At 54.6% G+C, this 13,300-nt stretch carries 16 protein-coding genes; 4 read left to right on the plus strand and 12 right to left on the minus strand.

Annotation, left to right across the window (positions count from 1 at the left end; translation table 11 throughout):
• Nucleotides 1–701 (plus strand): L-dopachrome tautomerase-related protein (locus tag ABF979_RS13505; RefSeq protein ID WP_415560378.1); only part of this gene is annotated, 701 nt, incomplete at its 5' end.
• Between the two features lie 85 nt (nt 702–786).
• Here ABF979_RS13505 and ABF979_RS13510 read toward each other — a convergent pair.
• Entirely contained in the window at nt 787–1,479 is a 693-nt protein-coding gene (locus tag ABF979_RS13510; RefSeq protein WP_415560380.1) for a hypothetical protein, read from the minus strand.
• Between the two features lie 45 nt (nt 1,480–1,524).
• Entirely contained in the window at nt 1,525–1,767 is a 243-nt protein-coding gene (locus tag ABF979_RS13515; protein ID WP_035729032.1) for a helix-turn-helix transcriptional regulator, read from the minus strand.
• 372 nt (nt 1,768–2,139) lie between these two features.
• Here ABF979_RS13515 and ABF979_RS13520 point away from each other — a divergent pair, with 372 nt between their 5' ends.
• Nucleotides 2,140–2,379, plus strand: a complete 240-nt coding sequence (locus ABF979_RS13520; protein ID WP_415560382.1) for a hypothetical protein — start codon at nt 2,140–2,142, stop codon at nt 2,377–2,379.
• 49 nt (nt 2,380–2,428) lie between these two features.
• Here the strand turns inward: ABF979_RS13520 and ABF979_RS13525 are convergent, their stop codons facing one another.
• Both ABF979_RS13525 and ABF979_RS13530 read right to left on the minus strand, forming a co-directional pair.
• A complete protein-coding gene (locus ABF979_RS13525; protein WP_415560384.1) occupies nt 2,429–2,992 on the minus strand; it encodes a recombinase family protein in 564 nt (187 codons plus the stop codon).
• Between the two features lie 1,620 nt (nt 2,993–4,612).
• A complete protein-coding gene (locus ABF979_RS13530) occupies nt 4,613–4,795 on the minus strand; it encodes a hypothetical protein (protein ID WP_415560406.1) in 183 nt (60 codons plus the stop codon).
• A 92-nt stretch (nt 4,796–4,887) separates the two neighbouring features.
• Between ABF979_RS13530 and ABF979_RS13535 the strand changes: the two genes are divergently transcribed.
• The gene (locus ABF979_RS13535) at nt 4,888–5,613 is read left to right on the plus strand and encodes a hypothetical protein (RefSeq protein WP_415560386.1); all 726 of its coding nucleotides are present in this window, start codon (nt 4,888–4,890) and stop codon (nt 5,611–5,613) included.
• A gap of 408 nt (nt 5,614–6,021) precedes the next feature.
• On the opposite strand, the gene ABF979_RS13540 is transcribed toward ABF979_RS13535, so the two are convergent.
• The 8 genes from ABF979_RS13540 to ABF979_RS13575 form a co-directional block, all read right to left on the minus strand.
• A complete protein-coding gene (locus tag ABF979_RS13540; RefSeq protein ID WP_415560388.1) occupies nt 6,022–7,632 on the minus strand; it encodes a hypothetical protein in 1,611 nt (536 codons plus the stop codon).
• Between the two features lie 367 nt (nt 7,633–7,999).
• On the minus strand, nt 8,000–8,644 hold the full coding sequence (locus ABF979_RS13545; protein WP_415560390.1) for a hypothetical protein: 645 nt from the start codon (nt 8,642–8,644) through the stop codon (nt 8,000–8,002).
• Nucleotides 8,641–9,399, minus strand: a complete 759-nt coding sequence (locus ABF979_RS13550; RefSeq protein ID WP_415560392.1) for a hypothetical protein — start codon at nt 9,397–9,399, stop codon at nt 8,641–8,643. The genes ABF979_RS13545 and ABF979_RS13550 overlap by 4 nt, the downstream gene beginning before the upstream one ends.
• Nucleotides 9,400–9,473: 74 nt before the next feature.
• A complete protein-coding gene (locus ABF979_RS13555) occupies nt 9,474–9,980 on the minus strand; it encodes a hypothetical protein (RefSeq protein WP_415560394.1) in 507 nt (168 codons plus the stop codon).
• A 69-nt stretch (nt 9,981–10,049) separates the two neighbouring features.
• Nucleotides 10,050–10,355: a hypothetical protein gene (locus ABF979_RS13560; RefSeq protein WP_415560396.1), complete on the minus strand. Its 306-nt coding sequence runs from the start codon at nt 10,353–10,355 to the stop codon at nt 10,050–10,052.
• A 58-nt stretch (nt 10,356–10,413) separates the two neighbouring features.
• On the minus strand, nt 10,414–11,865 hold the full coding sequence (locus ABF979_RS13565; RefSeq protein WP_415560398.1) for a hypothetical protein: 1,452 nt from the start codon (nt 11,863–11,865) through the stop codon (nt 10,414–10,416).
• A gap of 17 nt (nt 11,866–11,882) precedes the next feature.
• Nucleotides 11,883–12,383 carry a hypothetical protein gene (locus ABF979_RS13570; RefSeq protein ID WP_415560400.1) on the minus strand — a complete coding sequence of 167 codons (501 nt, stop codon included), beginning with the start codon at nt 12,381–12,383 and terminating at the stop codon, nt 11,883–11,885.
• Nucleotides 12,380–12,703, minus strand: coding sequence for a hypothetical protein (locus tag ABF979_RS13575; RefSeq protein ID WP_415560402.1), 324 nt, complete (start codon nt 12,701–12,703; stop codon nt 12,380–12,382). Before ABF979_RS13575 ends, ABF979_RS13570 begins: the two co-directional genes overlap by 4 nt.
• A gap of 233 nt (nt 12,704–12,936) precedes the next feature.
• On the opposite strand from ABF979_RS13575, the gene ABF979_RS13580 reads away from it, so the two are divergent.
• Nucleotides 12,937–13,300 (plus strand): hypothetical protein (locus ABF979_RS13580; RefSeq protein WP_415560404.1); only part of this gene is annotated, 364 nt, incomplete at its 3' end.

Below are 13,300 nucleotides of genomic sequence, written 5' to 3' on the forward strand. Positions count from 1 at the left end.
AACTGGTCCGCATTGATCCGGCAACAGGTCATGTGCTGCGGATCTATCCTCTGGGCCCAGAGATCGCGCAGGCGGGCAGCTATATCGACGATATCCGTTTCAACGGAACGCACGCCTATCTCACGGATGCGGGCAAGGCCGCGCTGATCGTTCTTGATATCAAAACAGGTCAGGCACGTCGTGTTCTGGACAACGATGTTTCCACACGCGCACGAACAGGGCGGCCAATTATCATGGACGGACACGTCGTGGAGAGCCACCCGCATCAGCCGCTTCTGGTGAATGTCGATCCGCTGGAAGTGAGTCCGGACGGGAAATGGCTGTATTTCGGGCCGCTTGAGGGGCCGTGGTCTCAAGTTCCGACAGCATTTCTTGACGATCCCAATGTGTCATCAACCGATCTGTCTGCGGCTGTGAAGCCTTGGGCAGATTTACCTCCAATCGGGGGAAGTGCCATGGATACTGCCGGAAACCTTTACTTCACCAATCTGAAGGATAACGGCGTCTATCGGAGAGACGTTTCGGGAAAGATCACGAAACTGATCTCGGATTCACGTCTGCACTGGGCGGATGCACCTTGTCTTGCTCTGAACGGTCGTCTCTGGCTGCCCGTCGCGCAACTGGACCGTCTTCCGATGTTCCATCAGGGACATTCCCGCAGTCACCAGCCATTTTTGCTGGTATCTATCGATCTTCGATGACCATCAAACGCCATGATAATCGCCTGCGGGATGTTTTCTCTCGTGCAAAGGTACTCGCGAAGTCGCTGTGCTTTGGCGGACATCGTCACCTGTAATGCCATCGAAGTTTGCCGGGATCTTTTGTCGGAAAGTCAGGGGGAGCAATCCATCGGCGTGTCTGGGCGGTACGATGCCGTCGCCATCCAAGATATGTCAGAGCACGTGCAAGAATAAGCTGCTCGTCAGATCGTATCGGCCTTTTATAAAACAGGACTTGCTCCGCGATAACGTTCAGCGGCAGCCCTCCAGACGGGGACTGATCATGGACCTGGATCATCCTGCCAGAAGTCAGCTGCGGCAGGAGATCTTTAATCGTCAGTTTATCTGACCAATGCGAAGCACGGGCAAACAAAAGCTCCATGATTTCATCTATCGTTGGCTGTGCAATCGTAGATTTGTCTTTCAGGAAAAGAAATGTATTAAGGATTTCAAAAAGCTTAGTGTCCGAAAAATTACCGTCCATCATTTTGAATAGAAACCATCCTTCAGAAATCTCCGAAGGAGATGCCCAGAACAAGTTATGTAAGTCATTTACGGTAGTTGGTGGCGAAAATAAACTATCGGGATTATCTACTTTGTAGCAATTAGTCTTGTAATAGGGATCAATCTCTCGAGTAACATCACACAGGATCCAGAAAACAATATCCTGATAGACGCATTTCATCTCCAGGGAGTCCCAAGGGCTGTCCCAAGCAAAGTCAATCTCAGCGACGTCAAACATAGCGCTAGCTTTCATCATGGAAAGGAAAGATCCGCAGGTATCCTGCGCTGATACAATCAGCAGCTACGACCAGACGTTGCTCAGTGTGGTCTGCATGGCGGAAGAAGCGCTGCCGTCACGACGGACGAGCCTTTCGACATCGCGCAGTCGAAACAGAGTTCGCCTTGGACCGATTTTCAAGCGTTCGAGCTCGCCCGCAGCGACATATCTGTCGATCGTCGAGAGGGACACGCGTAGTCGCTCAGAAGCTTCCCGACGCGTTATGAAGATGTCGTCAGAGCGACGAAGGGGGAAAACAGAACTCATGATACGCCTTTCCAACCAGCCCCTCATGGGACTAACGATGATACTAATTTCGTTTGGTTTTTTCGGCGTTCAGTGTTCTACAGGGTCTCTGCTTGAAGCAGTGGCAGAGAGCCTTCTGGGCTTGCTAGAAGTTTTTCGTACTGTAGTGTCAGCTAACTTAATAACGTTAGCCGAGCACGGACGACGATTTCAAGAAATTTCTGAGCGTTTTTTCGTGGGTCGCTGTTTCAGTCGCGCCCTCAGATCATCTAGATGTCTCTGGAGACAGCAGGACATCAGTCAGCAGGTCACATCGGGAAATTTATAAAACAACGCATATCGCGTCCGAGCGCCGCGCGATGACGCATTTTTTAAGATGGGTCTCAAGGTGAGATGAATTTCGACAAATCAAATAACTCTTTGAAAAATCCGGGAATTTTTGATTTATCTGGCGGAGAGAGTGGGACTTTCCACCACAAAGATAAAAAACCGCGAAATATCAACGAAAATCAGACAAAAACCACTACCGACAGAGCCCCTTCTGTGTTGGTAGTACCGACAGCCGAAGTCCTGACTGGCTCGGATGCTAACGAGGATACTGCTTGGATAAAAGGCCAATTTTCAGGCCATTAAGCGCAATATCGGCCACACCTACAGAGAGGCTGAGAAGGGGCTATATGCGTTACGCCACCTTTCCCAGACACCGATAGACGCTCGTGCGGCCTATCCCGAGCTTCTCAGCAATTTTGGACGGGCTCATGCCTGAGGCTGCCAGCGCCTTGACCTCTTCTGCCTGACTGCGGGCTGTGGGTTTGCGTCCGAGATATTTTCCATCTGCCTTTGCCTTGGCGATGCCTTCAGCCTGACGCTCTTTCATCAGGTCCCGCTCAAACTCTGCGACCGCAGCAAGCATGGTGAGCATCAGCTTGGACGTGGGATTGGTGGTATCGAATGTCATGCCGGACATGGACAGGATCACCAGACCACAGCCCTTGGCTTTCACCTTCTCCACATAGCTCAGAAGGTCCGAGGTCGAGCGAGCAAGACGGTCTGGCTTTGTCACCACCAACACGTCACCTTCACGCATGTGGTCCAGAGCGGCTTCTAGCTGGGGCCTGTGGGTGGATGCACCGGACACCTGCTCCGAGAAGATGCGCTCACACCCATGCTCTTTGAGGTCACGGCTCTGGGCTTCCAAACCTGCAAGCTGTTCTGTCGTGCTGGTGCGGGCATATCCGATCTTCATGGTCAGGCGTCCATATGTTCCAAAAGGTCTAGACCCTGTAGCGTAATCGTTCCAGAACGTCAATTAGGACCCTAAAGGCACACATAACTGTTCCACACCCATCGCTCCGATAGACCAAGCCCTATTGGAACATAGGCAAGTGATTGAGGTGGTTTGCCAACGCTCTCAGGCTGTTAAGCGTAACCAAGTACGACGCAGTAAAACTAGAGGCCTTAGAAAGCGGGTTTATCAACTGATTTTAGCCATTTCAGAGGCCCAACTCAGCTAATGAGGCTCCTTATAGAGAAGCGCCCCTAGAACCAGGACGGCATGACCTTCAAGGTCCACAGAGTGATTGTGGATGGAAAGCTTCGGCTTATTAGGCCTGTCCGGCTCTCCGAGGCGCAGAAGGCGTTGAGGCCAGATGCCACCCTACAGCTCCGCCGACTGGTAAACCACGGCTACAAAGGACCTAACCGCAATGGCGGATGAACTAGATAAACTCAATGAAATCATGGGTTTAGTTGAAAAACTGTCTAATGAGGCTTCTTATAGAGAAGCGCCCCCAAGATAGATCAAAGAGGTGACGTGTTTAGGGTCCCATTTCCCGGTCCCGAGAAGTCTTTTCAGCCCTCACAATCTCGGCTTCAAAAAAGCCCCCTAAAGCCCAGCCCTTGTTTCTTGTTCAGCGCAGCAAGAAGCAAACATTCCTACAGGATTTCAGGGGCCTGAGGGCACCATTTGGGACTATGCAGCCTGTAAAAATCATATACGTCTAAGTTATTGATAAATAAGGATAGTTCTAATAGGGGGCCTTATAGAGAAGCGCCCCTAAGATAGATCAGGGGTAATCAGGCTTAGGGTCCCATCTAAGGCCACTTGGGCACCTCTTCGGGCCGCTCGTCCGGGTTACGGTTAAGCGATTGATAAATCAGGATTGTTCTAATAAGGCGCCTTATAGATGAAGCGCCCCCAAGATAGATCAAAGAGGTGTTAAAGGCCCCTGAGGTCCTGATTGGCGATCAAAGCTTCTTCCTTTCCCGGGATGATCCCACTCCTAACCAAAAACAGAATTACAGCCAGTTAATCTTGGCCGTACTCAACCGACCCACAGCAGAGAACTGAGGGCCGCAGGATGCCTATAGGCGTCTTGGGCCTCCTCAGCTCCTTGGTGTGGATCATGCGTTCAGCAATCAACCACCTCTGAGTGGTCCTATCCGCCCATAACTAGGGCGCAAGGGGGTGTCGTTCACCGCTGGGCCGCACTTTTCAATACAAAGCAATCTCTAGGAGAACATGGACACTTCAGACCGTCCAACTCACACGCCCATTTACGGGTTTAACGCTGAAAAGGCGTCTATCAAGAAATCAGCTTCTATGATCGAGCGGCTGATGGCCAGACTGAATAAGAAAGGCCCCCTACATCCCACAGAGCCCGACAAGGGGTCCTGCTGGATCAGTTCCCACCGAAAAGTCGGAAATGGCTACCCCCAAATACGGGGACCCAGAGCCGATGGCTCCAAAGCGCAGCAGTACACTCATAGGGTGATGTGGGAGCATCTCAACGGCCCTATCCCACACGGTTTAGTGGTGATGCACACATGCGATAATCGGGCCTGCTGCAATCCCGCCCACCTCGAACTAGGAACTCAGGCCGATAACGTCCACGACATGGTGACGAAGGGTAGAAGCCGATACGCTAAACCCCTGTCTTTTGCAGAGCTCGCCCTCATCCAGAAACTGAGGAGTACTGGGGATACCATTGCTCGTATCGCCAAGCAGTCGGGCAGAAGCCTCAACACGGTACGTAATGCAATCAGGCAAACATCTGCTTCATATCAGTCTGATCTGTTCGGCCCACCTCCACTAAACACTTGACCCTCTCACTCACTGAAGTCCGCATCCGTCTCTCCATCATGGACCTTTTCAGAGACAGGCGAACTTCTCTCACAGAAGCACAGGACGCCCTTTACGGGGATGATCCTGAGGTGGTCGCAAGGCTCCACGAGGCCATCACAGAGACTCACTGGGGCCGCTCAAGGCTCGCCATGGGCGACTATGGCTCTCTGATGGAATTGCCCCTCCTGAGCGAACCTGAGGCCACTACCGCCAGACCAAAGCCTCTCCATATTCCCAAACCACCCACACGCCCTAAAGCCCAGCGCAAGGAGCGTGGTCTGACCATTCAGGCTATTGCGGACAGAAGCGACCTTTGGGGCGAGGGGCTAGATTGTCACCACCACCCAAGCAAGGAAGCCCTTTACCGGCTCCTTGAGGAAAACGGTTGGCTTGAGCGGGCACCTTTTGGCCGTGAGCAGTCCCGATGGTTTGTGACGGATAAAGCGGTAGAAGGTGGATACGGCCAGACCGTCGATCCTTCCAACGTTCACAGCCTCACGCTCAGTGGGGGCAGGAAGGCCTTTCCGTTTCCAGTGTTCTACGAGGACAAGGTGAAGGATGTTCTGTGGACGCTGGGCTGGGATATGATCCTGAAGGCCGTAGATGCCTTAGAGGACAAGAAGGCCCGTCTAGCGTGGCTGATGAACCATCATGCCTATCTGCCCAGCCAGACGATAGCGGACCTCTCAGGCATGGGAATTGCTACCGTCAAACGGCGCAGACAGCAGAATGATACTCAGTAGTTATATATAGGATAATCCCGTAAGACCCCTGTGGGGTGGTTAGCGGCCCCAAGAGCTTCAAAGGATATTTGTATGCTCAAGCCACTAATCATCCCACATTCTTATTCACCATCATCTAATCAACCAATTCTATAATCAGATAATGAGTGAGTAAGATAATCCAACCATAGACCCACCATCATACATTCCCACATCAGTCTCTATTCCTGTGGCTAGAGGATAAAGATGATATGATAATGTGGGTGGCTATGCTTGTAGGTGAGGTTTAGCCTCTTTAATGGGAACCTATAGGGGATAAGATGAAAGGTTTGGGACATTCAAGGTCTACTTGGGATTAGTGTCCTAAAAGGGTGTGGGCATATCTGGGGCCGTACCCATGAATGACAGCCACCACTCCCATCATATGGATCAAACCCAAGGATATGAGGGCCGATCATTCTGAGTGGCCTCTAGCGCCTTCAGGACCCCTTCAGGCAATCCTTTCTCAACCATCCCCATGATAGCCGCAGAATAAGCATCTCCTCCAAAGTCCTTGGTCGCATAGGTGCTTCCAGCAAGGCTCTGGGGCTTATGGCCTACAAGGTGATCCCGGATCAGCTCAGAGCAGGCAGAGACTCCTTTGCGCTGGGCGTTCTCCATGTTGGTGATAAAGCATCGCCTGAAGCTATGATAATCCAACTGACCATCTGAAACCTTGCCAAGCACATCGCGCCTGAAGGTCGTAAACCGCTTGAAGAGAGTCCAGGATCGCTTTCTGTCTGGGCCTCCCGGTGGGCACTCTGGAAAGAGAGGAGCGTCTCCCGAGTGATCCTCAAGCGCCTCAAGACGATCTCTAATGATCTTCTGGGCCAATGGGTGGAGTGGGATGCGCCTACGGGAGTTTCTGGTCTTCGCCACCTCAGACGTGACCACGATCATAGGCAGAGCGCCTTCTGTCTCAGGGGGCTGGATGCGAGCCCGCGTCAGAGAGGCCAACTCATTCTGCCTTGCGCCTGTGAGGAGACCCAGCCGGATCAGATCAAAGATTGCAGCCCCATAGCCCCAGCGCCTATGTGCGTCAGGGTTAGCTTGGAGTAGGGCAATCAACTCCGCTTCAGTATATTCTCGCTCACGGTCCTGCTTCTCCTCCACCTCAGCCCGACGCTTGAGGCCCGTAGTCGCTCCCAGCCATGGATTGGTCTCGCCATAGCCCTTGCGTTCCAGCCAGTCCCAGAAGGTCTTGAGCGGGCTGATACGGCTCTGGATGGTCTTTGCAGATAACCCCTTTCGCTGAGCCAGCCATTCGGGAAACTCGCCTATGCGCCTCTTGGTGACGCTCTCCACGCTCGTAGACGCAATCAGTGTTTCCGGTTCTTGGCTGGGGCAGGCATCCCCATCCTGAAAAGCCAGAAACTCCCCAAAGAGCCGAAAGGCCAGCCTATGCCCTCGGGCCGTCTGCTGCCTGATCGTGCTTTCCACATCGCGCATCCACCGGTCAAAAAGAGGGCCGATAGGTGTGGACTGACCCAGCGCAATCTCCCGGAAGCGGGTCACATAGTCTGAAGGGTTCTTACCGGCCTCCTCAAGCTGCTCAGCACGCTCGTCCAGAAAATAATCCATGCCTTCAATGAGGCGGCGTCTAGGATCAGTCCCGCCCATCTCGTTATCACCACCATCCGTCCTATCTGATGTGGCTGTAATCTCTCGCCGGGCGTCTAATGCCTCAGTGAGCAAGCGGTCTTCATTCATCCAATCGGGCTGCCAATGGCCGTGGATAGGCAGGAAGCCAGCGGCCACCAGCTTTGCGTCCAAGTCCTCCCGCATCAATGCAAGGGCCTTGTCGCGCCTTCTGATGGCCTCTTGTTTATCGCGGGTTCCGAGAGACCGGATAACTTCCTGCTTGATGCCTGATTTGGCCCCGAACGCTTTGCCAGCATCCGCCCGGCGATCACGCGGAATAGACAGACGGACAGACCATGTGAGGCCACCTGTCCGCCTCAAGCCGTGCATATCATCATCCTGTAGAGCCTTCTTGGTCATGGAAGGACTACCGACGAGGTGCTACCAGCATGGTAGTGAACTACTACCGGCATGTGGTCATAACTGACTGATTTCATTGGGTTTCTAGACATATGGCGGAGAGAGTGGCGGCCGATTTGCGCAATTAGTTAATTGATATTGTTGTGTAATTTTTGATTGATTGAAAAAAAATACCCCCTGCGATACCCCCAAAATAAAATTCTTAGGGTGCAATTAGGATGGTCGCGGCAACTCATCAGCATCTCTTACAGGTTCAACCATTGGGAAATTCCCAAGAGTTCAATCCCGCGTAATCTCATCCCAGACAATCGGGGCGATAACGACGGCGCAGAGAAGGACGAGAACGATCAGCGCAACGATGGCTCCCTCACGAAGCATGACGCATCCCCACAAATGGGTGCGCGTCGCCCGTGCAGTCACTTCCGGCCCCGCCTGACATGAGTAGCGCAACATGAGCAGACAAGGCGTCTCGCTCGGAAATGATCTGCGCACCCTCATCATGCCGCACATCATCGTTCTGACTTAGGAGCGCGCCCGCATAATCGACCTGCCGTCCCATTTCAGCATCTGGCAGCGCGGATAACGGCACAAACTCGACAGGCACATTCAGAGCCTGACCCTTGGACCGGCTGGCATCAGCCTGCAATCCAAAGACTGGCATAGCCGATGCGGCCGACACAGAGAACGATCCTGACTGACTGAACGTGCCCGTCAGATCCATCGTGACCGGACCGGCAATCATAGCCACCACAGGGTCTGAAGTATGCTGGGCGCATTGAAGCGCCCGCACGTTAGCGTCGAAACGGGACGCCTGATCGACGGTCCAGGACTGAACGCCTGACACACTCACGACACCTGCCTTTGTCAGATCCGCCTGCACGCCGGCAATCGCCTGACTGATCGTCACAGGCGCGACAGAACCAGCGGAGCAGCTGGCAAGAATCAGACAAAGCAATGTCGTCTGCACCTTTCGCATACGTGGAAAACGACGCTGATTTCTTTCGTTATTCACGCCGCCCTCACTTCAGCCAGGAGCGCGTCGAAGTCCTCGCCATTCGGAGACGTGCCAGGAATGCCAAGCCAGTTCTGGCGAGACAGAAGGCCATAAGCCTCATCTGCAATCTGGACGAGTGTGTCCCAGGGCATAAAGGTCCGCGTGCCCCAGGTGTTGAAGAACACACCCGCAGGCGTGTAGCCGGTCAGGGCAATGGCGTGACCACCTTTGGGCTTGAGGTCATCCCCAGACAGCTTCGACAGATCCCATGTCTCACCGAGACCGAGGCTCATGAAACCACGCGGCACCTGAACACCCGCCAGCACACCGCCGAGGTAGCAAATCCCGCGCTTGATCCCCTGAATATCCGTTGGCGAGATAATTCCATAAGCCGTCAGATAATCACGCCCCGGCTGCCCTGGACGCGGAAGGCCATGGGTTCGCCAGTGGTTCAGCTGATCCAACAGAATGGTGCCGTCATCGTTTGCGCCCGTCTGCGGATCAAAGCCCGTGACTTCAGCATAAGCAGACAGAACCGTAGACGTTGTCAGAAGGACAAGCGCCTGCGCGGCTTTCGTCCAGGTCGCCGTGAGGGCCGCGTAAGACGCGAACGCACAGCAGCCATACCGATCATTCCCCCACATCTGATAGGGCACGCCCGCAGACCAGTCCTTACTGTCCGGAACATTCGGCCGACGCACCGCCAGAACCCGGCCCAGCTTATACGTGCGGGAATCATGCCGGGGATCACACTTCCCAAGTTTGAGAGCCATCACTTCCTCCAGAAACAAAAAAAGAGGGGAGCAGCCGAAGCCACTCCCCTTGTCGTTGGTCGCGATCGCGAGGATCAGACGCCCTGATAGATCCGGGCGCGTACCAGGCCGGCATCGTCGGAGGGCGCGGCGTATGGAGCGCCCGTCAGGCCCGCGAGCATTTCCACCAGCGGGATCATGGACTGAACGGTCTGCATGTAGGTGACGGCCGACGGGTAGTACGTCTGCACAATCGGGGTTGCGATGGTCAGCAGCGTGTTGAGGTCGGTTCCGAGCGATTTGGCCCAGTCTTTCCCGGTATTGACGGTAATGGCACCGTCAGAGCTGGCCTCGATGCTGGCCGTGACACTCTTGATCTGAGACACCAGGCTGTCGAACTTGGCCTTGTCATCTGCGGACAGATGATCGACCACGCCCGGCATCGTCTCGATGACCTGAACGGCATAGGCAATGGCCGTGGCATCCTTGTTCAGAGCCGCCGTGTTGAAGGTGGTCGTACTGCCCACGCTAGAGCAGGCTGCTGTCGAAGCCAGAAGAACAGCAGACAGGCCAAGGGCAGCCAGGCGATTGAAAGAACGCATGCGAAAAGTCTCCGGATATGAAAAAACCGCCTCAATGGGCGGTCAGAAAGGGTGATTGGCGATATGCAATCAGGAGGGCCGGTCGGTCGGCTTTGGAGAGGCGAGCGGGATATTCGCCTGAGCCAGTGCAGCCCTGGCCTCGCCCGCATCAGACCGCGCCACCATGACGCCCGTTTTTCCGATCTGAAGGCGATTGGCTGCCCAGCCCACGTTCAGCCCGACCAGACTGACGATCTGGTAGAGCCATGCCAGCTTTGAAGTCGTGGCCGGAGGTTTCACGAAGACAGTGACGAGCTTGCACAGGATGATAAAGGCAGACACGCACAGGGCGTACTTGTCCGGCAACGCGTTCAGCAGCGTCGTGTAATCAGTCATCGGTTTTCCATTTCAGGGATTGTTCGCCGTAGCGAAATCAAGTTGCGTTCAGCAACGTTTACTTGGCGGCAACGGTCCAGTTAGCTCCATCGCAGAATGCGAGGACGCTATAGGTCCCGCCGCCTGTAACAGTCGTGCCCCACGTGTTGACGGCGCTATCCGTCACCGTGCGTTCCTGTCCCAGCGTTGAAGACGAGCAGGTCGCCAGCGTGGAGAATGTCGTGCCGTTGATGGTGATCGACGGGGCATGCAGGAAGGACCCAAGTGTCGCGCCACCTGCACTGACAAGATTGCCCGCCTTGTCCACACTCCAGAGGGAGTTCCCGGACGCGTCATATCCGCGCTCGAAATACCCGGCCTCACCAGCCTGCGTATTCTGGAACTCCAGCATGGTGTTGGCCTGCCGAATGGAAATGCCCGTGGTCCACGGTAGCCGGGACTTGTCGTAGGCTTCATGCATGATCGAGAGTGCGACCGAATTGACGTTCGTGCCCGCAGCGCCGCCACCTGTCAGAAACAACCCGGTCGTCCACTGTCCATCCGTCACTGGCGCGTTGAAGTTGGTGTCGATCTCAAAGCTTACACCGTGGTTCCCCGAGACGTTCAGAACCCAGTTCTCGACTTCAGTGCTGATGTCTGTGGACGACGTGCCGCCCGAGCCTGTATCCGCCCCGATATAACGACAGGCAATCCAGTTGCGTGCCGTGTTGGCATTGGAGGCATTAGCCCGGTTGGGAAGACATTCGAGGCTTTCAGCGACCGTCGTTTCATTCCCCAACTGAGGAATTGCGGCCGGGTCATAGACCCACTTGCGGTTAGACGTGATCAGCCAGGGGTTCGTGTATGGGCTCAGAAGTGTTCCGGCGCCCGTATTGGGGGTGCCAATACCCGGACCTGAAATCACATTCCCCCGGAAGTCCCATTCCCCAGGCGTTTTGACGGTGTAAGACCCAGCCGTTCCCAGCATGTATCCACTGGTCGAATAGGGAATGGTGACGACAGAACCGTTCGTCTGAGCGGCAGACATGGCAACACCGAGTGCGGTTGAGCTGTCAGCTGTTCCCGCAGCACCGCCATAGTCCAGGATGTTTGTCTGATCGTTCAGATGGGCGGAGAGCGTTCGGAGGACAGAACCGACATTCCCGACGGTCTGATTGCCATCGAACGCGCCGCCATTTGCGATCGGTCCGCTGAGCGTCTGACCGCTGGAATATCCGCCATTGGCATAGACACGATCGCCAATCGCACTGGCTACAGCCGTGGCCGTCTGAATGCAGGCGACATTCCCGGTCGCAGTGTAGGAGCACCAGTCTGGCCGGGGATTGGCTGAGGATGTGGTCGCTGTAGCGCCGTAGCGTACCGCTCCACGCTTCCTGGGCTGATCCCGGGGCGCAGGCTGCACGTCTGATCCGAAATCAGCCACGGAAACAGACCCAGCGGACGTGTGCGTGCTCTGGGCACACGCCGTCAGAGCGAGCAGCAATGCGCCCGCAAGGAGACGTCGAAACATTCTGGTATCCTGTTGCGTCAGGCCGCGATCGCAGCCTTGAAGTGGACGACATTGGCAGACGCGTCTGCTGCCCCGCCTGCTGTGTTGTAAACGCGCTTGTGAAACGCGCTCATGCCCACAGGGTCATTCCACGCAGGAAGCGGACCACGATCGCGCCAGCACTTAATGCGGGCCATGGCGAAATCATAAGCCTGATTGCTGATCATCAGATCAGCGTCTGGCGTCAGGTTGCCAATGAACCCACGGATCACACGCGCTACAGAGGCCTGAGATGGTGCGTCTAGCCAGTTGGTCCAGCAATCATTGTGCGTGTCCGGCTCCATCTGGCAGAGACCACGCGCCCGACCGTATCCGCCATTCGTGCGTTGACGAACGTATCGGAGCTGGCTTTCGGCCATGGCAATTCCCAGCACCAGGTTAATAGCAGCGATGCTGGCAAACTGGCTTCCCATGGCCGTCAGGGTCGGAACGACAATGAAGTTTTTCACCTGCCCGGGGTCGAGGCCGTAGATACTCATCCGAGGTGCCCCTTTAGCCAGGCGTAAAAGGCTCCCAGACAGAGCCCGGCAATACCCAGGGCTTTTGGCCCCAAGGTGTTCGCTGCCCATATGGTGTTCCTCATGGCTCTGTCACGGTCCCCGCGAATGCGGTCCTGCTCGTCCAGTTTGGTCTGAATAGCCTTCAGCGAACTGGCCTGATCCCGCGAGGACGCTGCCTGTTGAGCCAGTAAAATGCCATGCTCATGCACCTGCTTTGCCACGCCGTCGAATTTGTCGAGATGACGCTCAAATTCAGGCCGCAGAACATAGTCACCAGGCGAGCCAAGTGTTTCGGGCATTCGCCCCTCCAGATATGAAAAAACCGCCTCAGAGGGCGGTGTGTTTAATTCTGTCGAATCACGAGACTTGAAAGTCTCATCGTGTTATTTCGCAATCAAAGTAACTTCAAACCTTAGATTCCAAAGTTACTTGGCGGTGAAAGGATATATAGAACACGCATCCCATTGAATCCCCACACGGCCAAAAAGATACCAAGAATTACAATCACAGCAGTTAGGAAGTCGATTTCAAAATGTCGGAACCGGAAAGCGGCCAAGCCGCAGAGAGCCAGCCCCAAGATTCCGCCAACAAGGTAGATGATAATCATTCTGATGGACGTCCTCTATCAACCGGGGCGGCAATTGGAAGCGCCCTTTTCGCTGGCGCTTCCTTGATTATATCAATCATGAGCTTCTTGAACTCTAGCCAACAGACGAAGATATCACATGATGCCTTGGTTATCGCTCAACGAGCATTTGTAGGGATTGACTCGGATCAAAGCGCAATTATCGCACGTGATCATGAGCAATATAATCGCAGTCATACTGAAGTATTCGCTCCCCGATTAACCAATTACGGGAAAACCCCAGCGTATTCAGTAAATATCAGGATGAGAC

This window comes from Gluconobacter sp. (genome assembly GCF_047723935.1).
GTDB lineage: Bacteria > Pseudomonadota > Alphaproteobacteria > Acetobacterales > Acetobacteraceae > Gluconobacter.

Excerpts from the sequence above, each read along its gene's own strand:
- ABF979_RS13510 (WP_415560380.1), bottom strand. The coding sequence starts at position 1,479 with ATGATGAAAGCTAGCGCTATGTTTGACGTCGCTGAGATTGACTTTGCT.
- ABF979_RS13515 (WP_035729032.1), bottom strand. The coding sequence starts at position 1,767 with ATGAGTTCTGTTTTCCCCCTTCGTCGCTCTGACGACATCTTCATAACG.
- ABF979_RS13520 (WP_415560382.1), top strand. The coding sequence starts at position 2,140 with ATGAATTTCGACAAATCAAATAACTCTTTGAAAAATCCGGGAATTTTT.
- ABF979_RS13525 (WP_415560384.1), bottom strand. The coding sequence starts at position 2,992 with ATGAAGATCGGATATGCCCGCACCAGCACGACAGAACAGCTTGCAGGT.
- ABF979_RS13535 (WP_415560386.1), top strand. The coding sequence starts at position 4,888 with ATGGACCTTTTCAGAGACAGGCGAACTTCTCTCACAGAAGCACAGGAC.
- ABF979_RS13540 (WP_415560388.1), bottom strand. The coding sequence starts at position 7,632 with ATGACCAAGAAGGCTCTACAGGATGATGATATGCACGGCTTGAGGCGG.
- ABF979_RS13550 (WP_415560392.1), bottom strand. The coding sequence starts at position 9,399 with ATGGCTCTCAAACTTGGGAAGTGTGATCCCCGGCATGATTCCCGCACG.
- ABF979_RS13555 (WP_415560394.1), bottom strand. The coding sequence starts at position 9,980 with ATGCGTTCTTTCAATCGCCTGGCTGCCCTTGGCCTGTCTGCTGTTCTT.
- ABF979_RS13560 (WP_415560396.1), bottom strand. The coding sequence starts at position 10,355 with ATGACTGATTACACGACGCTGCTGAACGCGTTGCCGGACAAGTACGCC.
- ABF979_RS13565 (WP_415560398.1), bottom strand. The coding sequence starts at position 11,865 with ATGTTTCGACGTCTCCTTGCGGGCGCATTGCTGCTCGCTCTGACGGCG.
- ABF979_RS13570 (WP_415560400.1), bottom strand. The coding sequence starts at position 12,383 with ATGAGTATCTACGGCCTCGACCCCGGGCAGGTGAAAAACTTCATTGTC.
- ABF979_RS13575 (WP_415560402.1), bottom strand. The coding sequence starts at position 12,703 with ATGCCCGAAACACTTGGCTCGCCTGGTGACTATGTTCTGCGGCCTGAA.